Genomic DNA, 23,070 nt, shown 5'->3' with positions numbered 1-23,070 from the left:
ATGAGAAATATATTCACCTTGCTGTTTGTGAGTTTTGCCTGTACTGTTTTTGCCGGCGATTTTAGGTTAGGTAAAGTATCTAAAGAAGAACTGATGGAGAAAGAGCATCCTCTGGATCCCTCTGCAGAAGCAGCTGTCTTATATAAAAAAGGGAAAACCTATTTTGATATAGAAAATGAAAAATGGGTTGTTTTTACCGAAGTAGAGGTAAGGGTTAAAATTTATAGTAAAGAGGGGTACGATTGGGCAAATGTTGCTGTGCCTTATTATTACAAAAGAGTAAGTGGAGAATCGGTTACTTTTAAGGATGCCGTGACTTACAATCTTGTTGACGGAGAAATACAAAAAACATCTTTAAAGAAAGGTGAAGAATTTACAGATGAGCTTAGTAAGACCAGAAGACAGAAAAAAATAATTCTTCCTGATGTAAAGGCGGGTTCTGTAATTGAATATAGGTATATCGTTAAGTCACCTTATATTTATAGCCTTGCAGACTGGTTTTTTCAGGACAGAATTCCGGTAAACTATGTTCAATATAATCTAAATATCCCTCAGTTTTTTTCCTATAATCGTATAATTAATTCGTATTATCCTGTAGAGGAAAAAACCGATATTGTTAAGCGTACTATAATAGACAGGCATGCTAAAATTAATTTGCATGAGGTTGCCCAGGAGTATGTGGTGAAAGATTTGCCTGCCTTTAAAACAGAAGCCTACATAGATAATGTTGATAATTATCTGCTTTTTGTGAAACATGAACTTTCCGAAAGTAGAAACATGAATGATAAGGTAACAAAATTTGCCTCAAATTGGGAGTCGGTAGCCAAAGTGTTATATATGGAAGATGATTTTGGTGATGAACTTAGAAAGACGTCTTATTTTAAGGATGATATTGAGGCTCTTATATCAGGCATTACTGATGAAAGGAAAAAAATGGAAACTGTTTTTAATTATGTAAAGAGCAGAATGTCCTGGACTGGTAGGTATGGTTTAACGAGTTGGGAAAGTGTTAAAAAAGCCTATGATGAACGTTCGGGTAACTCAGGAGAGATTAATCTTATGCTTACTGCAATGTTAAAATATGCAGGTCTTAAGGCGAGTCCGGTAATTATAAGTACGAGGGATAATGGTGTTGCCTCATATATTAGTGTTTATGCATTTAATTATGTAATTGCAGGGGTGGAGTTTGGAGATGAAGTAGTGCTTATGGATGCGACTAGTAAATATGCTGAACCGGGATTGTTGCCTCTTAATGATTTAAATGGTTATGGTAGGTTGTTAAGGGAAGATAAGACGGATAAAGAAGTAAGGCTTAATCCTACAGATAACTCAAGAGAAAGTGTTTATCTAACCGCTCAAATAAATGCAGATGGTACTGTGACAGGTAAAAGCAGTATTAGGTATTACGACTACAATGCAATAAAGTACAGAGAGAAATATGCCGATATTAATGAAGAGCAACATATAAGACAGACAGAAAAAAGGATAGGAGATATTGAGATAAGTGATTTTGAGTTTAAAGACGGTAAAGAAGCTGAGGTTAATTTTGGTTTTACAGCTAAAAATGCTGAGGTGATTGGCGATAAGATTTATGTTTCGCCGCTATTATTTTATGCTGATACTGAAAATCCGTTCAAGGAAGATAAAAGATTATATCCTGTAAATTTTACATATCCTAAAGCTGTAAGGTTTACTTTTGTACTTACAATTCCCGAAGGCTATCAAGTGGAATCGCTGCCAAAAGCGGCCCGTTTTACAATGGTAGATAATATTAGTTCTTTCGCTTTTAGAATAGCTCAGGAAGAAAATCAAATACAGGTTGTTATGGTAAATAGTATTAACTATTCTAGTGTTGGTGCAGAATATTACAATGGCCTTAAAGAATATACTGCTAATATTGTTAGTAAACAGGCAGAAAAAATAGTACTTAAAAAAATATAAAATGGATATTAAAAACGCACAGCAGGAAGTTGATAACTGGATAAAGGAACACGGTGTTCGTTATTTTAATGAACTAACCAATATGGCGCAGCTTACCGAAGAGGTAGGAGAGGTAGCAAGGATTATTGCACGACGTTATGGGGAGCAAAGTGAAAAAGAGAGCGATAAAAATAAGGATTTAGGTGAAGAGCTGGCCGATGTTGTTTTTGTAGTGCTGTGCCTTGCAAACCAAACAGGAGTAGACCTACAGGCTGCTTTTGATAAAAAAATGGACCTTAAAACCAAACGCGATCACGATCGTCATCATAATAATGAAAAGCTAAAGTAAAATTTCTTATTTTTGAGTTGTTACAAACCTAATATGAGTATAAAAAACAAAATAGCACATTTTATAGGGGGTATAGTTATCTATTTTCCACTTGCTGTCATTCTTGTCCTTATTGACGGGTGGAATGACTTTGAGAACAAATGGCGCTTTATGGCAAGCTTTACTTTGTTTATGACATTGTGCGAAATGTTTATCTTGTCAAAGATTAGGGAAGGGAAATGGTTTAGTAAGAAAAATAAAAATATTTAGATTAATGAATATTCTACTAAAAGCATCCTCCGGGATGCTTTCTTCGTCAATACAGATAACGGGAAGTAAATCAGAGTCTAACAGACTCTTGTTATTGCAGGCTTTGTATCCTCAAATCACTGTAGAAAATGTTTCCGATTCAGATGATTCATCTGTTATGACTAAAGCATTAAACAGTGATGATAATGTGATAGATATTCATCATGCCGGTACCGCCATGCGTTTTCTTACAGCTTATTTTGCTGTGACTCCGGGTAAGGAAGTAGTGCTTACAGGTTCTGCCAGAATGAAGGAGCGTCCTATAGGTATACTTGTAGAGGCTTTAAAAAGCCTGGGAGCTAAAATAGAATATATAGAGAATGAAGGTTATCCGCCGTTAAAGATTACAGGGACAGAGATAATTTGTGATAAGGTTACATTAAAGGCAAACATAAGCAGCCAGTATATAACAGCTTTATTACTTGTTGCGGCTAAACTTAAAAACGGACTTGAGATTTCTCTCGACGGAGAAATAACATCATTGCCTTACCTGCAAATGACACTTAATCTTTTAAATCAGGTTGGAATATCGGCAGTCTTGGAGAATAATGTAATTAGGGTTAAGCCTTTAGAGCAGGTTAGCCCAATCAAGTTAATAGTAGAGAGTGACTGGAGTAGTGCCTCTTATTTTTATTCATTAGTAGCATTAGCACAAAAAGGAACTGAAGTAAGCCTTTCCTCTTATGTACAAAAAAGCCTTCAGGGTGATAGTGCACTTTCAGAGATTTATAAAGAACTGGGTGTTGAAACAATTTTTAGTGAAAATACAATCACACTAAAAAATACAGGTGAGGCACAAAAACAGCTCAGTTTAAATTTAGTAAATACACCCGATATTGCTCAAACCATTGCTGTAACCTGTTTCGGTTTAGGAACTGCATGCCATTTAACAGGGCTCCACACTCTTAAAATTAAGGAGACCGACAGGCTTGAAGCTCTTAAAACAGAACTTACCAAACTGGGGGCTGTAGTTATCGTGACTAATGATTCTCTAACATTAGAGCCATCGGTACATATAAACAGTGATGTGGCTATAAATACTTACAACGATCACCGTATGGCAATGGCATTTGCTCCGCTTGCATTAAAAACATCCATTGTAATAAATGATGCAGGTGTGGTTTCTAAATCATACCCGTCATTTTGGGACGATATGCAACAGGTAGGTATAGCTGTAAAAACGCTTTAAATTAAAGGCTTTTGTCAGTTAAAAAATAAATATATCCCAAAATACTTGACAACCCCTGTTTTGCGGTAGTATATTTGCACTCAATTAAAAATACAAAGATGAAATTATCAAACTTCAATTTCAATCTGCCAAAAGAATTGCTGGCTGAATTTCCTGCAGAAAACAGGGATGAATCCCGTTTAATGGTGGTTAACAGAAAAACAAATACTATTGAGCACAGGCTTTTTAAAGATATTCTTGAGTATTTTGACGAAGGTGATGTAATGGTGCTTAATAACACTAAAGTATTTCCTGCCCGTTTATATGGTAATAAAGAAAAAACCGGAGCAAGAATTGAGGTTTTCCTGTTACGTGAACTGAATTCAGAACAACGTCTTTGGGATGTGCTTGTAGATCCTGCAAGAAAAATAAGGATAGGTAATAAACTTTATTTCGGAGATGACGATTCTCTTGTAGCTGAGGTTATAGATAACACTACTTCAAGAGGAAGGACTTTACGATTTTTATATGATGGTTCATACGAAGAGTTCAGAGCTAAACTTAATGAGCTTGGAGAAACTCCAATACCTAAATACATAAACAGGGAAGTTGTTCCTGAAGATGCAGACCGTTACCAAACTATTTATGCTAAAGAAGAAGGAGCTGTTGCAGCACCAACTGCCGGTCTTCACTTCTCTAAGCACCTTTTAAAAAGGCTTGAGATAAAAGGTATCGACTTTGCAGAGGTTACACTTCACGTTGGTTTAGGTACTTTTAACCCGGTTGAGGTTGAAGATTTATCTAAACATAAAATGGATTCTGAAGAGTTAATCATTACTCAGGATGCCTGTGATATTGTAAACAAAGCTAAAGCTGCTAAAAGGAAAGTGTGTGCTGTAGGTACAACTACTATGAGAGCAATGGAAAGTTCTGTTTCTTCACAAAAAACATTAAATCCTTATGTTGGGTGGACTAACAAGTTTATATTCCCTCCATACGATTTTAGTGTTGCCGATTGTATGATTACTAATTTCCATACGCCAAAGTCTACACTTCTTATGATGATTAGTGCTTTTATGGGGCACGATTTAATGAAGAAAGCCTATGAAGAGGCGGTGAAAGAAGGTTATAAGTTCTACTCTTACGGAGATGCAATGCTTATTCTTTAATTAGAAAAATCATAAAAAATTAATCCTGCTTTTAACGGCAGGATTTTTTGTTTCATGTTTTTTTATTAATTATGTAATTTTACGGCCCAACAAACAAATAACAATGGAATTTCAAAATACAAGAGAATTTGCAAGGCAGCTTGATGCCAACGATAAACTTGCTAAATACAGAGACGAATTTATTTTTCCTCATGTAAACGGTAAGCAGGTAATTTACTTTACGGGTAACTCGCTTGGGTTACAGCCAAAAAGGACTAAAGCCTATGTTGACGAAGTAATGGACGACTGGGGTAAACTTGCGGTAGAAGGTCACTTTTATGCCGATAAGCCTTGGTGGGATTACCATGAGCGTTTTGCAGCTCCGTTGAGTAAAATAGTTGGTGCTTTACCAAGTGAGGTAACGGTGATGAATACCCTAACGGTAAACCTTCATCTTATGATGGTTACTTTTTATCAGCCTACACAAAAAAGGTTCAAGATAATTTGTGAGGAGAAAGCATTTCCAAGCGATCAGTACATGATAAAAAGTCAGGTTAAATTCCATGGCTATGATCCGGAAGATGCAATTGTAGAGATTAAAAGAAGACCGGGCGAGCATAATATAAGACATGAAGATGTTATTAATACCATTAAGGAAGTAGGTGACGAACTAGCCCTTGTTTTAATGGGAGGTGTAAACTACTATACAGGTCAGGTGTTTGATATTAAGGCAATCACAAAAGCCGGTCAGGATGCAGGTGCTTATGTAGGTTGGGATTTAGCTCACGGTGCAGGTAATATCCATTTGGAACTGCACGAGTGGGATGTTGACTTTGCAGCATGGTGTAGTTATAAATATATGAACTCGGGTCCGGGTAATGCATCGGGAGCATTTGTTCACGAAAGACATCACAACGATATGGATCTTCCTCGTTTTGCAGGATGGTGGGGTCACAACAAGGAAAGAAGATTCCTTATGGAGCCGCAGTTTGACCCTATTCGTGGGGCAAACGGATGGCAGGTAAGTTGTTTGCCTGTACTTTCTTTAGCGCCATATTTAGCATCGGTAGAGATGTTTGATGAGGTAGGTATGCCGGCACTTATACAAAAGCGTGATTTGATTACGTCATACCTGGAATATGTGCTTCATGAAATAGATAAGGAAGTGAACGGTAACTTTGAGGTTATTACCCCTTCTGAACCAAAGGAGAGAGCAAGCCAGATTTCGGTTTATCTTCATGGTGAAGGAAGGTCGTTATTTGACTATTTAATGGAGAACGGTGTTATTACAGACTGGAGAGAGCCTAACGTAATCAGGCTGGCGCCGGTGCCATTATACTGTTCGTTTGAAGATATGTATGAGTTTGGTCAGATTTTAAAGGCTGGTATACAGTCACACAAATAATAAAATGACAAAAGAGCAAAAAATAGCAACATTCGATCCAAGTCAGCCGGGACTGGCAGACGCGAGTGTTTTCGGACTTCCGTTTACGGCTGAAGAAAGTGAAATTATTATTGTTCCTGCCCCGTGGGAAGTAACCGTGAGTTATGGAGCGGGTGCGTCTCAGGGACCCGAAGCTATTTTAGAGGCTTCGTTTCAGGTAGATTTGCTTCATCAGGAGTTTCCTGATTTATGGAAACTGGGTATGTTTCTTGACCTGAATGATAAGACCGAAGAATGGTCTGATAAAAGCAGGAAATACAAAAATCTGGCGCAGCCTATTATTGAGGCTCTTGAAAACGGAGAGAAAATAGAGGGAAACCCTGAGCTTAAAGCTAACCTTGATGAGATTAATGTTATTTGTGGTCAGTTTAAAGATGAGGTAAAAGCCAGAGTTAAGTACTGGATGGAGCAGGGTAAAAAAGTGGTGCTTTTAGGAGGTGATCACAGTACCCCACTGGGATATTATGAAGCTTTGGCAGAAAAGCATAGCGATTTCGGGCTGCTTCACCTGGATGCTCACATGGATTTACGTATTGCTTACGAAGGTTTTACTTACTCGCATGCATCTATTATGTATAATGCACTTAAACTTCCGCAAATATCAAAAATCGTTCAGGTAGGTATTCGTGATTTCTGTAAAGAAGAAGTAGAAGTGGTACAGGCTGAAGCCGGACGCGTAAAGGTATTTACAGACCGTGACCTGAAAGCCGAAACTTTTGAAGGAGTCACATGGAAACAGCAGTGTGAAACTATTATTGCACAATTACCTCAAAAAGTTTGTATCAGTTTTGATATAGACGGTATGTATCCGTGGTATTGTCCTAATACAGGGACTCCGGTACCGGGAGGTTTCTCTTTTGAGCAGGCAGCTTATCTGTTTAGTCTTCTCGCGAAAAGCGGAAAAGAAATCATTGGTTTCGATCTTGTGGAGGTAGCTCCGGGAGAAGAAGGTGATGATTGGGATGGTAACGTAGGAGCAAGAATGCTTTTCCATATGTGTGGTGTTTTGGTAAAAAACAACAATATGGAAATAGGTAATGAAGTTAAGTTCTAACTTATATATTGTATTTACAAAACAAAAAGCCCTGCAATTGCAGGGCTTTTGTATTTTAAGTAAAGCTGTTTACGGGCGTCGGCCTACAGCCAGTCTGTAAAGTATTCCTATAATTGCCAGTACAAGCAAAACGTGAATTAGGCTACCTACTGCTTCACCAAATCCAAAGAATCCTATTAACCAGCCTATGATAAGGATAACGATAATTAACCAGATTAAATCTCTCATAACAGTATTTTTTTATAGTTAGTGAAGTAAAATTACACATAGTGATTCGTATCTGTTAATTAATTAAGAATCCTTTATGTGCAAAAGTTTTCTTAATAAAATACTGAGCATGAAATAAATCCCTAAAAACAAAGGCTTGTGATATTAAATCAGTATTTTTGCAGTGTTTTAGATTATTTTCCATGCAAACTCCCTTAAAAATTGCTGTAGTGGGATCCGGACTCGTAGGATCTCTGTTAGCAATATACCTAAAAAGAGCAGGGCACACAGTACATGTTTATGACAGGAGCCCGGATATACGAACTGTAGAGTTTTCAGGACGTTCCATTAATCTGGCAATGTCGCACAGAGGATGGAGAGCGCTCGATTATGTAGGGTTGGGAGAGGAGATAAGGAAAATAGCAATCCCAATGGAAAAACGTGCTATCCATGCAATAGGAGAGCCGCTTAATTTTCAGTACTACGGGAAAGACGGTGAAAGTATTTACTCTATTTCACGCGGACTGCTAAACAGAAAGATGGTTACCCTGGCAGAGGAAGAAGGTGTTAAATTCTTCTTTGAAACAAAAATATGGGATGTAACGCTTGCTGATGCGACCCTTCATGCCGGTGAGACGGAAAGAGGGGAGTGGAAAGAACTTCAGTATGACAAGGTTTTTGGTGCCGATGGTGCTTTTTCAAGAATCCGTCACAGGATGCAAAGGCAAAGTATGTTTAATTACTCTCAGCAGTTTTTAAATACCGGTTATAAAGAGCTAAATATACCTGCAAATGCCGACGGTACTCATAAGCTTGATAAAAACTCACTACACATTTGGCCAAGAAACGATTTTATGTTAATTGCATTGCCAAACCTTGACGGTAGTTTTACCTGTACGCTTTTCATGCCTTTTGAAGGAGAAAACTCGTTTGAGGCGTTAAAGGACAGGGAGACTCTGGAGAAATTCTTTGCAGATTATTTCCCGTCTACCATTGATGTAATACCGGAACTGGTTGAAGATTTCTTTAAAAATCCTACCAGTACACTGGTGACAATGAAATGTTATCCCTGGACGTATTCTGATAAGGTTGCTCTTATAGGAGATGCCTGCCACGCAATTGTTCCTTTTTACGGTCATGGTATGAATGCCGGTTTTGAAGATATAACCATACTCAGTCAGTTAATAGAGCAATATGGTGACGACTGGGATGCTATATTCAAGGAGTATCAGGAAAGTCGTAAACCAAATGCCGATGCGATAGCTGAGCTTTCTTACCGTAACTTTATGGAGATGAGTTCTAAAACCATAGATGATAAGTTTCTTTTACAGAAAAAGATAGAAAAATGGTTTTCAGACAGGCATCCTGATAAATGGCTTCCGTTATATAGTAGAGTGACATTTAGTTACAGGCCGTACTCTGAAGCTCTTGAGATAGGGGATAGGCAAAAAGCCATTATGGACGAGGTGATGCAAATAGATGGTATAGAAAACAAATGGAATAGCCCCGAAGTGGAGCAAAAAATAATAGAGCTGCTTAAATAAGCAGCTTTTTTTATGCTTCGCGGTTAGCGGCTTCTATTGTAAAGGCAGGTGTACAAACGGCTATATATTCGCAGGGCTCATCAAAAGGGTTAGAGTATTGCACTCTGGTGTTCTTCATTATTTTGATTGACTGGCCTGCTTCCAGTATTATTTTCTCGTCATTGATAATAAACTGTTTCTTTCCCTTAATTATATAGGTGTATTCATCAAACTCAGGAGTTTGGAAAGGCTCGCTCCACTGCGGAGGGGCTATCATGTGGGCTATAGATATGTTACTGTCTCCGTTTGAGACGTTTCCAAAATGTTCTTCTATAAGTTTGCCATCGTTTGTAGGTACTATAAACGGATTTTTTTGTGTAAAATATTGTTTCATAATGAGTTATTTTTTAATTAAAATTTAGTGCACTGTTAGGTGATTTGACGTTTTAGTTGTAATTTTATAAAACAAGTACTACAAAACGTTCTTTGTTTAGGGTAATAATGTGTTAGTTTGAGCATTAATTTCGTGAAAAAAAACTATTTTACAATGCGTGCACAATAAAAACAGGGGATTTATGTTATTTATACGTAATCTATATAAATTTAAAGGAAATACTAATGAAAAACAGATTTGTAAGTAAAAAAATAGAAATTGTTTAAATTGAGCCCTTAAATTGGGTGTTTATGAATCTTTAAGATTGTGATAATTTAATGTTAAGAAACGAGAAAAAAAATCATTTTATTTTTTTTTATCTCCTAATAATATAAATTTGCCAATCTTATTTTAAAAAGCAAAAAAATAACAATAAGAACTATTATTAAAAATCAAAAAAAACTAAATTTTTAAAAGAAATGGCAAACGCATCTATTCAGAAGGAAAAAAAAGAAGGTGGATCTAAAGGGTCAAATGTTTTCGCTGCATTAACAATTGTATTGTGTATCGTAATAGGTATACTTGTATGGAGATACATAATGGGTGCTCCGTCAAACTTCGAAAATGAAGAAGAAATAATCAAGCTTGGTGCTGAGGCTGGTCACCCAAAACCGGGTAACTATCTTGGAATGGTATATAAGGGAGGTTATGTAGTACCTGTACTTATGGGACTTTTCCTTATGTCAGTTGTATTCTCAATTGAGCGTTTAATTTCAATATCAAAAGCTGCTGGTAAAGGTAACGTAGGCGCTTTTGTTGAAAAAGTACAAAAACAAATCAGCAATGGTAACATTTCTGAGGCTATGGCTGAGTGCGACAAGCAACAAGGTACTGTTGCAAATGTTGTAAAAGCAGGTTTATTAAAATATGAAGAAGTTAAAAGAGAAGGTTTTGACAGCGAAAGAGCTGAGGCTGCTATCCAGCAGGAAATCGAAGAGGCAACTTCTCTTGAAATGCCAATGTTAGAGAAAAACTTAGTTGTAATCTCTACTCTTGTGTCAATTGGTACGTTAGTAGGTCTTCTAGGTACGGTAACAGGTATGATTAAAGCGTTCTCTGCTCTTGGTGCAGGTTCTACTCCGGATTCAGCTCAGCTGGCAAACGGTATTTCTGAGGCGCTTATCAACACTGCAACAGGTATCTCTACATCTACAGTGGCGATTATCGCTTATAACTCATTTACTTCTAAAATTGACAAGCTAACTTACTCTATCGATGAGGCTGGTTTCACAATCGTTCAAACTTACAGAAGGTTTAGAGCGCGTGCAAACAACGCATAATTGATAAAAAGAGTTAAGTTTTAATAATAGTGTAAGGTTTAAAAGTGTGCGACTGCGCACACTTTTTTGCCCTTTACATGTAAGCTAAAAATTTAAGAATGGCTAAAGTAAAAGTTTCTAGAAAAAGTACAAGGATTGACATGACCGCGATGTGTGATGTATCCTTTCTTTTGCTTACCTTCTTTATCCTTACAGCTACGGCAAAAATGCCTGATCCACACCCTGTGGATGCACCGGCTTCAACCGTACAAACAAAGTTGCCTGAAGATAACCTGGCAACAATTACTGTAGGTGATAACGAAGTTTTCTTTAACGTATTAGGTAGAGAAGTAAGAAGAAAAACCCTAGAACGTATTTCAGAAAAATATAATGTTCCTTTTACAGAAGAGGAGTATACTAGTTTTTCTTTAATGGAGGGGTTTGGTGTTCCTGTAAATCAACTTAAGGGTTTATTGGCTATGGAGCCGGCTAAAAGAAATGAGCCGGGCTATCAAAAAGGTATACCGTTTGATACTATTAACGACCAGTTAAGTGACTGGATTAAGTTTTCACGTGAAGCTTCAAGAGAGTTTCTTAACGAAGAGATTAATAGTGGTAAGAAAGATGTTAAGTATGTTGATCTTGATATCGCCATTAAAGGTGATGCCGATGAAGACTATACTACTATTAAGAGAGTTATAGATATCCTGCAGGATCAAAAGAAAAACAGATTCTTCCTGGTAACAGGTTTACGTGATGAAGATTTTTAATATTATAAAATATAATATAAAATGGCAGAATTAAATACCGGCGGCGATGGCGGCAAGGGTGGCAAAGTAAGAAGTAAGAAATCGAATCCGGGGGTAGACCTTACAGCGATGGTTGACCTTGCATTCCTTTTGATTACCTTCTTTATGCTTACCACATCGTTATCAAAGCCACAGTCTATGAATTTGGCGATGCCAGATAAAAATAAAGAAGATATAGATGACGGTACTACCGAGGTTCAGGATGACAGAACTATAACAATCCTTATGGGTAAGGATAATACACTTTTGTGGTATTTAGGTAAGTTTGATGAGCCTCTTGTAGCTCCAACTGAAACCCAATACGGGAAAGATGGTATCCGTCAGATTTTATTACAGCGTATTGCTGCAGTAAAAAAACTTTATACAAAAGAAGGTGAAGGTCTTATAGTAATCATTAAGCCAAGTGATAAAACACATTACAAGAATCTTATAGATATTCTTGATGAAATGGCAATTACCAATGTACAGCTTTATGCTATTGGTGATATATCTAAGCCGGAAGTGGAATTATTAGAAGAAAAGGGAATGTATTAATTCCTGATTTCAGCTAATCAAAAAATATAAATTATGTCTAAACTTAATATATTCAAACAGGAATGGATTGACATAGTTTTTGAGGGCCGTAACAAAAAATATGGTGCTTACAAACTAAGGTCAGAAAATCCAAAGATAACGATAAGAGCCTTCTTTATCGGTGCAGCCCTTTTTGTTTTCTTAATTTCACTACCTAAGATTTATGCAGCTTTTGATAACTTAGTTGGTAAAAAAGATAAACCGGAAACTATCGATAAAGTGATTGAGGTGATTGATTTACCACCACCACCGGTAGAAGATGTACCGCCACCACCGCCACCGCCACCGGTAGAGGAAGTGAAGCAAGCTCCTAAATCGGTAGTTGAAGAGGTGAAATTCAAGGAACTTGAGGTTAAGAAAAAAGAAGAGGTTGTTGAAGAGCCGCCTAGAACAGAGCAGTTTGAAAAAGCTGATCCAAGTTCAAGAAATGCTGAAGCCAGCCCAACAGGTGATATCGTAATTGGTACTCCTGCAGGAGATCTTGATAAAGGTGTTGAACCGGAAGATACAAATGTATATAGTACAGCCGGTCTTCAGGTACAACCAGAGTACCCTGGTGGTATGAAAGCTTTTTATGACTATGTAAACAGCAACTTCAGAATACCTGATGTTGACAGAGATATGACTGCTAAAATCTATCTTTCTTTTGTAATTGAAAAAGATGGTTCTATGAGTAATATCAAAGTTTTAAGAGATCCTGGATACGGTATGGGTAAAGAAGCTATCCGTGTACTTCAGTCAATGAAGAAAAAATGGTCTCCGGGTGTTCAGAATGGTAAAAATGTAAGGGCTTCATTTACGCTGCCTATTACAATTAACATCAGATCATAAATTAAAATATAAGAGATGCTTTCACAACGTAGAAACTCTCAAAGAGAAAAACAGAAATCGCTTCACAAGCGATTTCTGTTTGTTTTTGGCTTATTCTTCTTCTTAATGTATCTTGGCTTAGGCCTTATGATAATTTTTTGGAAAACTTTACCTTTGCCGTTATCGTATAACCAAAGGATGGCTTTAGGAGTTGTACTTATAGTATATTCAGCTATACGTTTTATAAGACTAAGGCAAAAATACAGTTAACCAAAAAAGAACTTCAATGAAAATTAGAAACAAATACACATCCATTTTCTTTGCTGCTGCATTAGTTGTAGTGTCAGTGGTTTATTCCTGTAAAGAAAAAAATGAAAATGGTGAGGAGATAATTGAAGAAACTCTTACATCGGGTAAAACCACTTTGGTTACAGATAATACAGTTACCCCTATTATTGAAGATGTATTGGCTGTTTTTCACAGCGTTTATCCAAGAGCCGAAATTACACAGGTAAATAAACCGCAACAGGAAATTATAAATGCGCTTTTACAGGACTCTATTTCGGTTGCTGTTTTGTCCCGTAAGTTAACTACTGAGGAAGAAAAGCACTTTACTAACAGAAAGATTACACCAAGAGTGACAGAGTTTGCTAAAGATGCCATAGCTTTGTTGTCTAATAATAAAAGAAATGATACTGTAGTTAAACTTGAGGATGTTTTAAACGTACTTAAGGGTAAGCCTACAGGGAATATTAAAAGTTTAGTTTTTGATAATCCGGGTTCAAGTACGCTTGAATATATGAAGCAACTTGCCGGAATTGATAAATTACCACAAGAAGGTATTTATGCGTTTAAAACAAATGAAGACGTTATTAAATATGTTCATGATAATGATGGTGCCATAGGAGTTATTGGTATTGACTGGATTGTACAGGCACCACCACACCTTACACAATATATTAATGAAATTACAGTTTTAGCAGTGGATAATGCTGAGGCTGACAAGGGTAAAGAAAAATATTACAAACCTAACCAAAGTAATATAGCCACAGGCGATTACCCGTTAATAAGAACCCTTTATGTGGTGAATTATCAGGGACGTTTGGGTTTAGGCATGGGTTTTGACACATATATAAGTGCGCGTGAAGGACAAAGGATAATTTTAAAGTCCGGTCTTTTACCAATTGATATACCAACGAGAGAGATATCTGTTCGTAAAAAGTTATAAATAAAGAAGAAAAGTAATATTATATATTTAAAAAGGAGAATTAAAATGAAAGAATTAAAAATCATTGGCTTGTCATTATTGGTTTTCGGTACAGCTAATGCGCAGGATGCAGAGCAGGCTTTGAAGGCGATCGATGCCGAACAATATCAGAAGGCCAAAACAATTTTAAAATCTTTAATTGCATCAGATTCTGACGAGGGTAGAAACTACTTTCTTTTAGGAGACGTATATCTTAAACAAACAGAGCAGGATTCTGCTGCTATGTACTTCAATAAAGGTGTTAAGGTAAAACACGACCCTGAGTACAATACAATTGGTCTTGGACAAATTGATTTAAATAAAGGAAACGCATCGGCTGCAGAAGCTAAATTCAAAGCGGTTAAAGATGAGTTAAGAAGAAAAGATGTTGAGCAACTTATTTATATAGGTAGAGCTTACATTGAATCTGATAACCCTGATTATAAAAAAGCAATTGCTGTATTAAACCAGGCAATAGAAAAAGATTCACAATCAGCACAGGCTTACCTTAGTTTAGGTGATGCTTATGTAGGAGATAAAAACTATAACGAAGCTTACAAAGCTTACCGTACAGCATCTAATCTTGATTCAAATCTTCTAAGAGCAGATATACAGCTTGGTGTAATTACTAAAAATACCGGAGCTGCTTTCCCTGAAGCAGTTGCTGCATTTAACAAAGTGATAGCTAAAGATGCTAACTATGGTCCGGCTTACCGTGAGCTTGCAGAGACATATTACCTATGGGGTGCTTATGAGCCAAAAAAATATAATGAGAATATAAAGAAAGCTTTAGAGTACTACGAGAAGTATATGACGCTTACTGACTACTCTCTTAACTCACGTATGAGACATGCTGACTTCCTTGTACTTGCAGGAGACTATAAAGCTCTTGAAGAGGAGGCTAAGAAAATGCAACAGTTAGACAAGGTTAACCCTAGAATTTTACGTTACCTGGCTTACTCTGCTTACGAGAATGGTAACTATGAGCAAAGTATTAAAGCGATGACAGATTTTATGTCGCAGGTAGATCCTAAGCGTGTTATTGCGAGAGATCACCTTTACTTAGGTTTAGCTGAAATGGCTTCTGTTATCAGTGAAGACGAGCAGGGTAATACAGTTATTACAGATCAAACTGTATTTGATAAAGCGATAAGTGATATTAAAGCTTCTGCAGAAAAAGATATCGAGATTACAAACCAGTTTAACGCAATTGGTAAGAAATTATTCGGACAAAAATTATACGGTCCTGCTTCTGTAGTGTTTGAAGTAGCTACTACAAATCCGGATAACAGAAACCTGTTCTATGATAATTTCTACCTGGCTTACTCAATTTATTTTGATCACTTAAACAAGTCGCCTGAAGCTCAGGCAGAAAATGCAGAACAACTTCAAAAAGCTGATGTTGCTCTTGATTATGTAATTAAACTTTCTCCGGATGCTCAGGATGCTTTCCTATACAAAGCAAGAGTTAATCAAAGAATAAAAACAGATGAGTCATACCAAAAAATGGTTGAGGCTTATAATGAGTACATCAGGATAGTTACTGAAAAAGGTGATGCAGAAGTAGCAAAACAAAAAGCGAACCTTATTGAGGCTTACTCTAACGCTGCTTCTTACTATGCAGTAACAGAGAAAGAAAAAGCTATTGAGTACTACAATAAAGTTTTAGAGCTTGATCCAAACGACGGATATGCTAAAGGAGAATTAGAAAGACTAAAGTAATAAACTTTTAATATTGAAAAGCCGACAGTTAACTGTCGGCTTTTTTTATGGATTTTATTGCACTGATTTTTTTATATGTATCTTTGCCAACTATTTTAAATTAAAATGCTTAAGAAAGATATACAAATAGCAGTAGAGAAAGGGGTAATGCTTCCGCTTATGGAAGAATTTTATACCATTCAGGGAGAGGGTTACCATACAGGTACTGCGGCTTACTTTATTCGTGTAGGTGGATGTGATGTGGGATGCCACTGGTGTGATGTTAAGGAAAGCTGGAATGCTGATTTACACCCGCCAACCCAAATTGAGGCTATAGTAGAAAACGCAGCTAAGTATGCTAAGACTATTGTAATAACCGGTGGTGAACCATTAACTTGGGACATGGGGCCATTAACTGCAGGCTTGAAAGAAAAAGGGTTAAAAATACATATTGAAACTTCGGGGGCTTACCCCTTAACAGGTACATGGGACTGGATATGTCTTTCGCCTAAAAAAACAAAGCTTCCTGTTGATGAAGTTTACAATAAAGCTCAGGAGCTTAAAGTTATAATCTACAATAAACACGATTTTATTTTTGCCGAAGAACAGGCTGCAAAGGTAAACAAGGATGCAATTTTGTTTTTACAGCCGGAGTGGAGTAAGAAAGAGGAAATGACCCCGCTTATTGTAGACTATGTGATGAACAACCCTAAATGGAGAGTATCTTTACAAACGCATAAATATTTGAATATTCCTTAATTTATAACAACTAAATAATAACCAATGAAAAAATTGCTTTTAATTTTTGTTTTTATCCTTTCGGCAAACTTAGTTTCTGCTCAGGATGATGCTTTTAGAAACGATGTAAAGAAACTAATTGAAATGACAGGGTCAACTTCTCAAATTGAAGTGGCTAAAAAACAAGTAGTAGGTATGATTCCTGCAGATAAACAAAAAGAGTTTTTAAAAGAGTTTGACGAGTCTTTAAAACCTGTATTTAAAACTATGGAAGATTTCTATATTGAAAACTATACTCATCAGGAAGTAAAGGAAATCATTAAGTTTTATGAAACTCCTGTAGGTAAAAAAATTACAGCTAATGCAGGAGCACTTACAGAGGCTTCATTACAGTCTATTCAGGATTGGAGTATGTCGCTACAAAGTATGATAATGAAATACGCTCAGTAACATTGTATTAAAACATACATATAAAAAAAGTCCGGTGGTTTTACCGGACTTTTTTTATATTGCACCTACTAATAATAACATCTTACCTAATGAAAAAAATATTTTTAAGCGGTATACTGCTCTTTTCTTACCATGTTACATCTGCACAGGATACTTCTTTTAAAGAAGATGTAAGTAAACTCGTTGAAATCACAGTTGATACTAAAGACATGTCACTTATGAGACGCGCTTTGTCTGTAAGACTTAATGCTAAAGAAAAAGAGAATTTCAACAAAGATTATGATGTAATAGTGTCTGAGTTTACAAGTGATATTGAAAAATATTACATGGATAAATATACCCATGATGAAATTCAACAGCTTCTGGCATTTTATAAAACACCTGTTGGGAAAAAGTTTTTATCAGATAAAAGACTTCTTGTTGAAAATGATTTTCCGGATGAATATCCTTTGGGAATGGAGATCTATAAAATGAAAAAGAAAGAAAAGGAGAAAAAAGAAGAATAGTATACCATGAAAAGAATATTTTATATTGCATTATTGTTATTGCCAGTTTTACCTGTAAAGGCTCAGGATGATAGTTTTAAAAAAGACGTAAACGAGTTGATTAAATTAATGGGAGTTGTTGAGCAAACAGAGCACACCCGTGAGGATAAGATACTTTCTGTTAGTCCTGAAAATGAAGCAGAATTTACTAAAAAACTTGACTCTTTGCTTGTTGTGTACAATAAGAAGGTGGAAGAACACTTTTTAGAAAAGTATACTCATGAGGAAGTAAAAGATATAATTAAGTTTTACAATTCGCCTTTAGGTAAAAAGTTTTCGGCTGAAAACAAAAGTTATATTACTGCTTATGATGAGGCTAAAAGTCTTTTTTATGAAAAAATGGGCGATTTACAGTATTATGTTAGAGTAGGTAAATATAAAATTGAAGAATAAGGAGTAATGTGTATTATAAGGTGAGTTTTGCTAAATAATCAAAATATTCTCCTTCTAATATAAGTTCGCAGTTCAGGCCATTGGCATGGGCTGCGTTTTGCATTGTATTATAATCAATATAAAGCCAGTCAAACTGTTCTTCTTTTTCCCCTTTATATGCTATCGAGAAGGTTAGTTCTCCATAATAGTCGGTATCAGTTGGGATCCATTTACCTCCGTCCTCATCTTCATCAAACATATAAATAATGTCAGATGAATCGATTAGTATTTGTCCACCCGGATTAAGTAGCGACTTAAGCTTCTCAAGATACTGAGTTATATTTTTCAGTTTCCCAAAAATACCTGTACCATTCATTAATAGGATAATTGTGTCATACTTTTCATTATCAAGTTCAAGTACGTTAATAGTACGGCAATCATTTACGCCACGAAGTTTACAGGCTTCAATTGCATTAGCAGATATATCAATAGCAGTAACATCAAGTTTTTTTTCATTTTGAAGGTATAAGCTATGGCTTCCGGCACCGCAGCCTACATCAAGTACGCGACCTTTACACAATGAAAGTGCCTTTTGTTCTGTTTTAGGCATTTGCTTATAGCTTCTAAACAAATAAGCAACGCTCATTTCATCTTCTTCAGATATTGATGTTTCGGTAATAATATCCTCAGGAGAATTATTGGTTTGATAATCCAGTATTGCTTTACCAAAAAGGTCTTTCATTTTTTTATACTTTTGCTGCTTACTATAATATGATTTGTGTGATGGAGAAATTTTTACAACAGCTTCCAAAACTTGCCAAAGATAAGCATAACGAGAACAAAAAGTTTTTTGATAAGCTGAAAAAGAAATCTCCAAAAAATATGGATTACATTATGCAGGATTTACACGACAGGGAATTTGAAAGAACAGATTGCCTTACCTGTGCTAATTGCTGTAAAACTACAGGGCCATTATTCACAACTGCCGACATTGAAAGGATTGCGAAGCACTTTAAAATGAAGCCTCAGCAATTTATAGAAAAGTATTTAAGAATAGATGAGGATAATGATTATGTGTTGCAAAGTGTGCCGTGTACTTTTCTGGATGCCGAGAATTATTGTATGATATATGATGTAAGACCTAAGGCTTGTAGGGAGTTTCCGCATACCGACAGGAAAAAGTTTCAGCAAATAGCCAACCTTACCCTTAAAAATGTTGCCATTTGCCCTGCAGCTTATAATATTGTAGAAGAAATGAAAAAGAAAATCGTTTAATTAAGTATGAAAACACCTCAAAGGCTTTTATTGCTATATGTACTGGCTTTTTTTATATCATTATCACTGCTTTTTATAAACAGTGATTTGATTGATGCGAGCTGGACTGCAAAAATGTTTGAAGTATTAAGTGCGTCATTGGTACTCTTTATAATTTTTGCAATACTTCACGCAATAGTATGGTTGATAGTAAAAATTATAAAATCAATTAAAGTAGATAAAATAAAAAAGCCCTCCGGTAAATAGGAGGGCTTTTGTTTTATTAAGCAGCAACTTCTTCATGGTATTTTATTTCGCTTATAATATCCTGAATGTGCTGTATTTTTTCATCTATATATTCTAATAGGGCATCTATGTTTTCTTTTAACATCGTGAAAAACTCAATTACCTCATTTATATAACCTTTTGCTTTATCAATCATACCTACTATGTATTGTATAACGTTGTCTATTGTTTCTGCTATATTCATGGCTTATTTTTTTAGGTTAATACTTAGCAGAAAGTTACAAAACAATTATAGTAAGTAAAAGTACTTTGTAAAAACATTAAGAATTGGCTATAGCTTACTTATAAATAAGATATTTTTTTCTTGTTTTTTTAAAGCTGTCAAGTCCCTGTTCCCAGCTTTTTCTTATATCAGTTTCGCTAGTACCGTTCTCGATTTGTTCCTGTAGCTTTTTAGTCCCGGCAAGTTTGGTAAAAAATGAAATAAAGAATTTTGATTTGTCTTCAGTTTTGCTGTAAGCTTCAATAAGCCATTTTAACTCCAGTTGTTTTGGCTTGGTTGTTTTAGTTAAATCTTCACCAAAACAAATTTTACCATTATACATTGGGTCTTTAGCGCCTTCGTTTGGTGCCGGAGTAAAACTGAAGTCTTTTTTTGGCAGGTAAGGAGATCCATATATCTGGAATTGTTTATTTGTGCCACGACCTACACTCACATTTGTACCTTCAAAAAAACAAAGACTGGGATATAAGCTTATCGATTGGTCATTAGGAAGGTTAGGTGATGGTTTTACCGGTAAATGATATTCCATATTTCTGTTGTAATTTAAACATGGTATTACAGTAAGATTGCATTGAATACCATTGTTTAGCCATTTTTCACCATTAATCATTTGTCCGTACTCGCCAATTGTCATTCCGTGTAATACAGGTATAGGGTGCATACCCACAAAACTGTTATATTCTTTTTCTAGAACAGGTCCGTCAACAATACTGCCGTTAGGGTTAGGTCTGTCTAGTACTATTAATTGTATATTATTTTCGGCACAGGCCTCCATTACATAATGTAGTGTTGATATATAGGTGTAAAAACGGGCACCTACATCCTGTAGGTCAAAAAGCATAACATCGATTCCGGCAAGTTGCTCTGCTTTGGGTTTTTTATTGTTTCCGTAAAGGGATATAATAGGCAGTCCGGTTTTAGTGTCTTTTCCGTCCTTAATATGTTCGCCAGCATCGGCAGTACCGCGAAAACCATGTTCCGGTGCATATATTTTTTTTAGGGCTACCTTCTTTTCAAATAAAAAATCAACAACATGCCCTGTGTTTCCATTATTAATTATGGTGCCTGTCTGGTTAGTTACAATACCTATGTTCTTTCCTTCAAGTAAAGGTAAGTATGCCTTGTAGTTTTCTGCTCCGGTTTTAATTTTGGTTAGTAATTGGTCCTCCTTATAATATGTCTCCGTTTGTTCCTTTTGGGCTTCCGGTTTTGCTTTTTGTACCGAAACCGAATTTCCGCAGGAACCAATCAGTATAAATGAGAATAAAAATGTATTTTTGAGCAAAGAAAAAGATACCATACAAATTGAATTTAGAATATTTTATAGCCAAAAGGCTGATTACTTCAAAAGACCATAAAAGTAGTATTTCGGCACCAATAATAAAAATAGCAATTATTGCAATAGCTATTGGTATTATAATGATGGTGGTATCTATAGCTACCGGTGTAGGATTACAGGATAAAATACGTGAAAAGATATCTGCTTTTAACGGGCATATAATTATATCCAACTTTGACGACAACCAGTCGGAAGTTAGTGTGGAGCCAATAAGTATTAATCAGGACTTTTACCCTGAGTTTAAAACCGTGCAGGGAATAAACCATGTTCAGGCTGTAGCTTCTAAAGCAGGTATCATAAGGACCGAGAAAGCTTTTGAGGGAATAATATTTAAAGGAGTAGGGCAGGACTATAAATGGGATAACCTGGAAGAGTATCTAAAAGAGGGGAGAATTCCAAACCTTAAAGAGAAGCTTAATGAAGAAGTTATACTTTCCGAATATATGGCTAACCGACTTCAGCTTAAAGTAGGTGATAGGTTTAGTACCTACTTTATGAAAGAAGACGGTAATAGCATCCCAAACCTTAGGGTGTTTGAACTGGTAGGGATTTACAATTCCGGTTTCCAGGAATTTGATGCCTCAATAGTGATAGGTGATATAAGGCACGTACAGCGTATTAATAAATGGAAGAAAGATCAGGTAGGCTCTTTTGAAGTTTTTATTGATGACTTTGATAAGATAGAGGAAAAAGGGGAAGAAGTCTTTTCGGCTATATCATCCACACTTGATAGCCGTACTATAGAAAATAAGTATATCAATATTTTCGAATGGTTAAAACTGTTCGATTTTAATATTCTTCTTATAATAACTATTATGATAGTGGTTTCTACCATTAATATGATAGTTGCTTTATTAGTACTTATTTTAGAGCGTACACAAATGGTAGGGATGCTCAAAGCTGTAGGGGCACCAAACTGGTCAATCAGGAAAATATTTTTGTACAATGCGGCTTACCTTGTGATAAAAGGACTTATTTGGGGTAACATAATAAGTATAGGTTTGCTTTTAATTCAAAAATATTTCGGAATAATTAAGCTTCCGCCAGAAAATTATTATGTAACAGTAGCGCCGGTAAGTATAAACGTGCCGTTTATTTTAGCGGTAAATGCAGGGACTATACTAATATGTTTACTTTTATTACTGGTTCCTTCCTATATAATAACTAAAATTTCTCCGGTAAAAGTACTTCGCTACGAATAACAGATTGAAAAATTAATAATCTATATGTGTTTTAAAAGGCTCTTTTTAATAAAAAAGAGCCTTTTAAAATTTCTGGATGAAAATTTTCTAAAATCAGTTGACTATAGCTTTGTGAAAAGTGATTTTTTTTAGTTATCAAAGTGCACTTGTTCAGTTAGTTATAGAATAAGGTTAAAAAAACATTAAAAAAATAGCATTAAAAGTTTGTGAAAGCGGAAAAGATGGCTACTTTTGCACCCGCAATAACAGCAAGGTTCTTTGGTAGTGTAAATATTCTGAAACCCTTTTAAATAAAGGGAGTTGCTTTAAAAAGGCTTCGAAAAAAAAAGTTCAGAAAACATTTGCAGAAAAGAAAAACTTTACTAGTTTTGCACCCGCTAATACAGCGACGTACATTGAGAAATTGAGACCGGCATTTGAGTGATATATTGAATAAAGAAAATCACTTAAAACAACCGAAAAAAAATAATCAAAAAGATTTGCAGGTTAAGGGAAAAAGATATTACCTTTGCCTTCCTGTTTTGAGCGATCGAAACAGTGAAAATCACTGATGTTTTTACCGGTTTAAAGTTTTTAAAATGAAAGAAATTTTTTTCTAAAAAAAGCTTGCAGGTTTAAAAAGAAGTTGTAGTTTTGCAGCCGCTTTGAGAGACAAACGCTGAGAGGTGTTGTTTGGGAAGTGATTAAGAAATAAGAAGACACGTTCATA

25 protein-coding genes are annotated in these 23,070 nt (G+C 35.8%); 20 read left to right on the top strand and 5 right to left on the bottom strand.

All coding sequences use genetic code 11. From position 1 onward, the window contains the following. From Q763_RS10185 to Q763_RS10155, 6 genes are all read left to right on the top strand, one after another. Positions 1–1,941 (top strand): DUF3857 domain-containing protein, encoded by a 1,941-nt coding sequence (locus tag Q763_RS10185; RefSeq protein ID WP_035133887.1) that lies wholly within the window; start codon positions 1–3, stop codon positions 1,939–1,941. Position 1,942: 1 nt separating this feature from the next. Continuing rightward, positions 1,943–2,269 (top strand): nucleotide pyrophosphohydrolase, encoded by a 327-nt coding sequence (locus Q763_RS10180; protein WP_035133884.1) that lies wholly within the window; start codon positions 1,943–1,945, stop codon positions 2,267–2,269. 253 nt (positions 2,270–2,522) lie between these two features. Further along, a complete protein-coding gene (locus Q763_RS10170) occupies positions 2,523–3,746 on the top strand; it encodes a 3-phosphoshikimate 1-carboxyvinyltransferase (RefSeq protein WP_035133881.1) in 1,224 nt (407 codons plus the stop codon). Positions 3,747–3,844: 98 nt separating this feature from the next. After that, the gene (queA, locus tag Q763_RS10165) at positions 3,845–4,894 is read left to right on the top strand and encodes a tRNA preQ1(34) S-adenosylmethionine ribosyltransferase-isomerase QueA (protein WP_035133879.1); all 1,050 of its coding nucleotides are present in this window, start codon (positions 3,845–3,847) and stop codon (positions 4,892–4,894) included. A gap of 103 nt (positions 4,895–4,997) precedes the next feature. Further along, positions 4,998–6,278: a kynureninase gene (kynU, locus tag Q763_RS10160; RefSeq protein WP_035133877.1), complete on the top strand. Its 1,281-nt coding sequence runs from the start codon at positions 4,998–5,000 to the stop codon at positions 6,276–6,278. 4 nt (positions 6,279–6,282) lie between these two features. Next, complete coding sequence (locus Q763_RS10155) at positions 6,283–7,371, top strand: agmatinase family protein (RefSeq protein WP_035133876.1); 1,089 nt, start codon at positions 6,283–6,285, stop codon at positions 7,369–7,371. A 69-nt stretch (positions 7,372–7,440) separates the two neighbouring features. On the opposite strand, the gene Q763_RS17825 is transcribed toward Q763_RS10155, so the two are convergent. Beyond that, positions 7,441–7,599, bottom strand: coding sequence for a lmo0937 family membrane protein (locus Q763_RS17825; protein WP_035133869.1), 159 nt, complete (start codon positions 7,597–7,599; stop codon positions 7,441–7,443). Positions 7,600–7,781: 182 nt separating this feature from the next. Between Q763_RS17825 and Q763_RS10145 the strand changes: the two genes are divergently transcribed. After that, a complete protein-coding gene (locus tag Q763_RS10145) occupies positions 7,782–9,122 on the top strand; it encodes an FAD-dependent oxidoreductase (RefSeq protein WP_035133867.1) in 1,341 nt (446 codons plus the stop codon). A 10-nt stretch (positions 9,123–9,132) separates the two neighbouring features. Here the strand turns inward: Q763_RS10145 and Q763_RS10140 are convergent, their stop codons facing one another. Next, the gene (locus Q763_RS10140; protein ID WP_035133865.1) at positions 9,133–9,495 is read right to left on the bottom strand and encodes a cupin domain-containing protein; all 363 of its coding nucleotides are present in this window, start codon (positions 9,493–9,495) and stop codon (positions 9,133–9,135) included. Positions 9,496–9,953: 458 nt separating this feature from the next. Here Q763_RS10140 and Q763_RS10135 point away from each other — a divergent pair, with 458 nt between their 5' ends. The 10 genes from Q763_RS10135 (at position 9,954) to Q763_RS10085 (ending at position 18,058) form a co-directional block, all read left to right on the top strand. Next, complete coding sequence (locus tag Q763_RS10135) at positions 9,954–10,814, top strand: MotA/TolQ/ExbB proton channel family protein (RefSeq protein ID WP_035133862.1); 861 nt, start codon at positions 9,954–9,956, stop codon at positions 10,812–10,814. A 98-nt stretch (positions 10,815–10,912) separates the two neighbouring features. Next, positions 10,913–11,563 carry an ExbD/TolR family protein gene (locus Q763_RS10130; protein ID WP_035133861.1) on the top strand — a complete coding sequence of 217 codons (651 nt, stop codon included), beginning with the start codon at positions 10,913–10,915 and terminating at the stop codon, positions 11,561–11,563. 21 nt (positions 11,564–11,584) lie between these two features. After that, positions 11,585–12,136 (top strand): ExbD/TolR family protein, encoded by a 552-nt coding sequence (locus Q763_RS10125; protein WP_035133859.1) that lies wholly within the window; start codon positions 11,585–11,587, stop codon positions 12,134–12,136. A gap of 33 nt (positions 12,137–12,169) precedes the next feature. Beyond that, positions 12,170–13,006, top strand: a complete 837-nt coding sequence (locus Q763_RS10120) for an energy transducer TonB (RefSeq protein WP_035133857.1) — start codon at positions 12,170–12,172, stop codon at positions 13,004–13,006. Between the two features lie 265 nt (positions 13,007–13,271). Beyond that, positions 13,272–14,213: a PstS family phosphate ABC transporter substrate-binding protein gene (locus tag Q763_RS10110; RefSeq protein ID WP_035133853.1), complete on the top strand. Its 942-nt coding sequence runs from the start codon at positions 13,272–13,274 to the stop codon at positions 14,211–14,213. Positions 14,214–14,258: 45 nt separating this feature from the next. Beyond that, positions 14,259–15,953 (top strand): tetratricopeptide repeat protein, encoded by a 1,695-nt coding sequence (locus Q763_RS10105; protein WP_035133851.1) that lies wholly within the window; start codon positions 14,259–14,261, stop codon positions 15,951–15,953. Between the two features lie 105 nt (positions 15,954–16,058). Further along, complete coding sequence (locus tag Q763_RS10100; RefSeq protein WP_035133849.1) at positions 16,059–16,691, top strand: 7-carboxy-7-deazaguanine synthase QueE; 633 nt, start codon at positions 16,059–16,061, stop codon at positions 16,689–16,691. Positions 16,692–16,715: 24 nt separating this feature from the next. After that, a complete protein-coding gene (locus tag Q763_RS10095) occupies positions 16,716–17,120 on the top strand; it encodes a DUF2059 domain-containing protein (protein ID WP_035133847.1) in 405 nt (134 codons plus the stop codon). A gap of 89 nt (positions 17,121–17,209) precedes the next feature. Further along, a complete protein-coding gene (locus Q763_RS10090; RefSeq protein ID WP_035133846.1) occupies positions 17,210–17,626 on the top strand; it encodes a DUF2059 domain-containing protein in 417 nt (138 codons plus the stop codon). Positions 17,627–17,632: 6 nt separating this feature from the next. Next, positions 17,633–18,058, top strand: coding sequence for a DUF2059 domain-containing protein (locus tag Q763_RS10085; RefSeq protein ID WP_084596055.1), 426 nt, complete (start codon positions 17,633–17,635; stop codon positions 18,056–18,058). Positions 18,059–18,071: 13 nt separating this feature from the next. On the opposite strand, the gene Q763_RS10080 is transcribed toward Q763_RS10085, so the two are convergent. Then, positions 18,072–18,779 (bottom strand): class I SAM-dependent methyltransferase, encoded by a 708-nt coding sequence (locus Q763_RS10080; protein ID WP_035134137.1) that lies wholly within the window; start codon positions 18,777–18,779, stop codon positions 18,072–18,074. 41 nt (positions 18,780–18,820) lie between these two features. On the opposite strand from Q763_RS10080, the gene Q763_RS10075 reads away from it, so the two are divergent. Continuing rightward, complete coding sequence (locus Q763_RS10075) at positions 18,821–19,312, top strand: YkgJ family cysteine cluster protein (RefSeq protein WP_035133842.1); 492 nt, start codon at positions 18,821–18,823, stop codon at positions 19,310–19,312. Between the two features lie 6 nt (positions 19,313–19,318). Then, positions 19,319–19,558 (top strand): hypothetical protein, encoded by a 240-nt coding sequence (locus Q763_RS10070; protein ID WP_035133840.1) that lies wholly within the window; start codon positions 19,319–19,321, stop codon positions 19,556–19,558. Positions 19,559–19,574: 16 nt separating this feature from the next. Here Q763_RS10070 and Q763_RS10065 read toward each other — a convergent pair whose 3' ends face one another. Both Q763_RS10065 and Q763_RS10060 read right to left on the bottom strand, forming a co-directional pair. Next, on the bottom strand, positions 19,575–19,781 hold the full coding sequence (locus tag Q763_RS10065; RefSeq protein ID WP_035133838.1) for a hypothetical protein: 207 nt from the start codon (positions 19,779–19,781) through the stop codon (positions 19,575–19,577). 94 nt (positions 19,782–19,875) lie between these two features. Beyond that, positions 19,876–21,120: an exo-beta-N-acetylmuramidase NamZ family protein gene (locus tag Q763_RS10060; protein WP_035133836.1), complete on the bottom strand. Its 1,245-nt coding sequence runs from the start codon at positions 21,118–21,120 to the stop codon at positions 19,876–19,878. 5 nt (positions 21,121–21,125) lie between these two features. Between Q763_RS10060 and Q763_RS10055 the strand changes: the two genes are divergently transcribed. Beyond that, the gene (locus tag Q763_RS10055; protein ID WP_035133833.1) at positions 21,126–22,361 is read left to right on the top strand and encodes an ABC transporter permease; all 1,236 of its coding nucleotides are present in this window, start codon (positions 21,126–21,128) and stop codon (positions 22,359–22,361) included. Positions 22,362–23,070: the final 709 nt, after the last annotated feature.

Source organism: Flavobacterium beibuense F44-8 (assembly GCF_000769915.1).
Classification (GTDB): Bacteria; Bacteroidota; Bacteroidia; order Flavobacteriales; family Flavobacteriaceae; genus Flavobacterium; species Flavobacterium beibuense.
The sequence above is the reverse complement of the archived record's forward strand: the minus strand, read 5'-3'. Positions and strand labels throughout refer to the sequence as shown.

Excerpts from the sequence above, each read along its gene's own strand:
- queA (WP_035133879.1), top strand. The coding sequence starts at position 3,845 with ATGAAATTATCAAACTTCAATTTCAATCTGCCAAAAGAATTGCTGGCT.
- Q763_RS10185 (WP_035133887.1), top strand. The coding sequence starts at position 1 with ATGAGAAATATATTCACCTTGCTGTTTGTGAGTTTTGCCTGTACTGTT.
- Q763_RS10130 (WP_035133861.1), top strand. The coding sequence starts at position 10,913 with ATGGCTAAAGTAAAAGTTTCTAGAAAAAGTACAAGGATTGACATGACC.
- Q763_RS10145 (WP_035133867.1), top strand. The coding sequence starts at position 7,782 with ATGCAAACTCCCTTAAAAATTGCTGTAGTGGGATCCGGACTCGTAGGA.
- Q763_RS10110 (WP_035133853.1), top strand. The coding sequence starts at position 13,272 with ATGAAAATTAGAAACAAATACACATCCATTTTCTTTGCTGCTGCATTA.
- kynU (WP_035133877.1), top strand. The coding sequence starts at position 4,998 with ATGGAATTTCAAAATACAAGAGAATTTGCAAGGCAGCTTGATGCCAAC.
- Q763_RS10100 (WP_035133849.1), top strand. The coding sequence starts at position 16,059 with ATGCTTAAGAAAGATATACAAATAGCAGTAGAGAAAGGGGTAATGCTT.
- Q763_RS17825 (WP_035133869.1), bottom strand. The coding sequence starts at position 7,599 with ATGAGAGATTTAATCTGGTTAATTATCGTTATCCTTATCATAGGCTGG.
- Q763_RS10135 (WP_035133862.1), top strand. The coding sequence starts at position 9,954 with ATGGCAAACGCATCTATTCAGAAGGAAAAAAAAGAAGGTGGATCTAAA.
- Q763_RS10060 (WP_035133836.1), bottom strand. The coding sequence starts at position 21,120 with ATGGTATCTTTTTCTTTGCTCAAAAATACATTTTTATTCTCATTTATA.
- Q763_RS10170 (WP_035133881.1), top strand. The coding sequence starts at position 2,523 with ATGAATATTCTACTAAAAGCATCCTCCGGGATGCTTTCTTCGTCAATA.
- Q763_RS10080 (WP_035134137.1), bottom strand. The coding sequence starts at position 18,779 with ATGAAAGACCTTTTTGGTAAAGCAATACTGGATTATCAAACCAATAAT.
- Q763_RS10155 (WP_035133876.1), top strand. The coding sequence starts at position 6,283 with ATGACAAAAGAGCAAAAAATAGCAACATTCGATCCAAGTCAGCCGGGA.
- Q763_RS10125 (WP_035133859.1), top strand. The coding sequence starts at position 11,585 with ATGGCAGAATTAAATACCGGCGGCGATGGCGGCAAGGGTGGCAAAGTA.
- Q763_RS10090 (WP_035133846.1), top strand. The coding sequence starts at position 17,210 with ATGAAAAAAATATTTTTAAGCGGTATACTGCTCTTTTCTTACCATGTT.
- Q763_RS10085 (WP_084596055.1), top strand. The coding sequence starts at position 17,633 with ATGAAAAGAATATTTTATATTGCATTATTGTTATTGCCAGTTTTACCT.
- Q763_RS10070 (WP_035133840.1), top strand. The coding sequence starts at position 19,319 with ATGAAAACACCTCAAAGGCTTTTATTGCTATATGTACTGGCTTTTTTT.
- Q763_RS10120 (WP_035133857.1), top strand. The coding sequence starts at position 12,170 with ATGTCTAAACTTAATATATTCAAACAGGAATGGATTGACATAGTTTTT.
- Q763_RS10105 (WP_035133851.1), top strand. The coding sequence starts at position 14,259 with ATGAAAGAATTAAAAATCATTGGCTTGTCATTATTGGTTTTCGGTACA.
- Q763_RS10065 (WP_035133838.1), bottom strand. The coding sequence starts at position 19,781 with ATGAATATAGCAGAAACAATAGACAACGTTATACAATACATAGTAGGT.
- Q763_RS10140 (WP_035133865.1), bottom strand. The coding sequence starts at position 9,495 with ATGAAACAATATTTTACACAAAAAAATCCGTTTATAGTACCTACAAAC.
- Q763_RS10075 (WP_035133842.1), top strand. The coding sequence starts at position 18,821 with ATGGAGAAATTTTTACAACAGCTTCCAAAACTTGCCAAAGATAAGCAT.
- Q763_RS10180 (WP_035133884.1), top strand. The coding sequence starts at position 1,943 with ATGGATATTAAAAACGCACAGCAGGAAGTTGATAACTGGATAAAGGAA.
- Q763_RS10095 (WP_035133847.1), top strand. The coding sequence starts at position 16,716 with ATGAAAAAATTGCTTTTAATTTTTGTTTTTATCCTTTCGGCAAACTTA.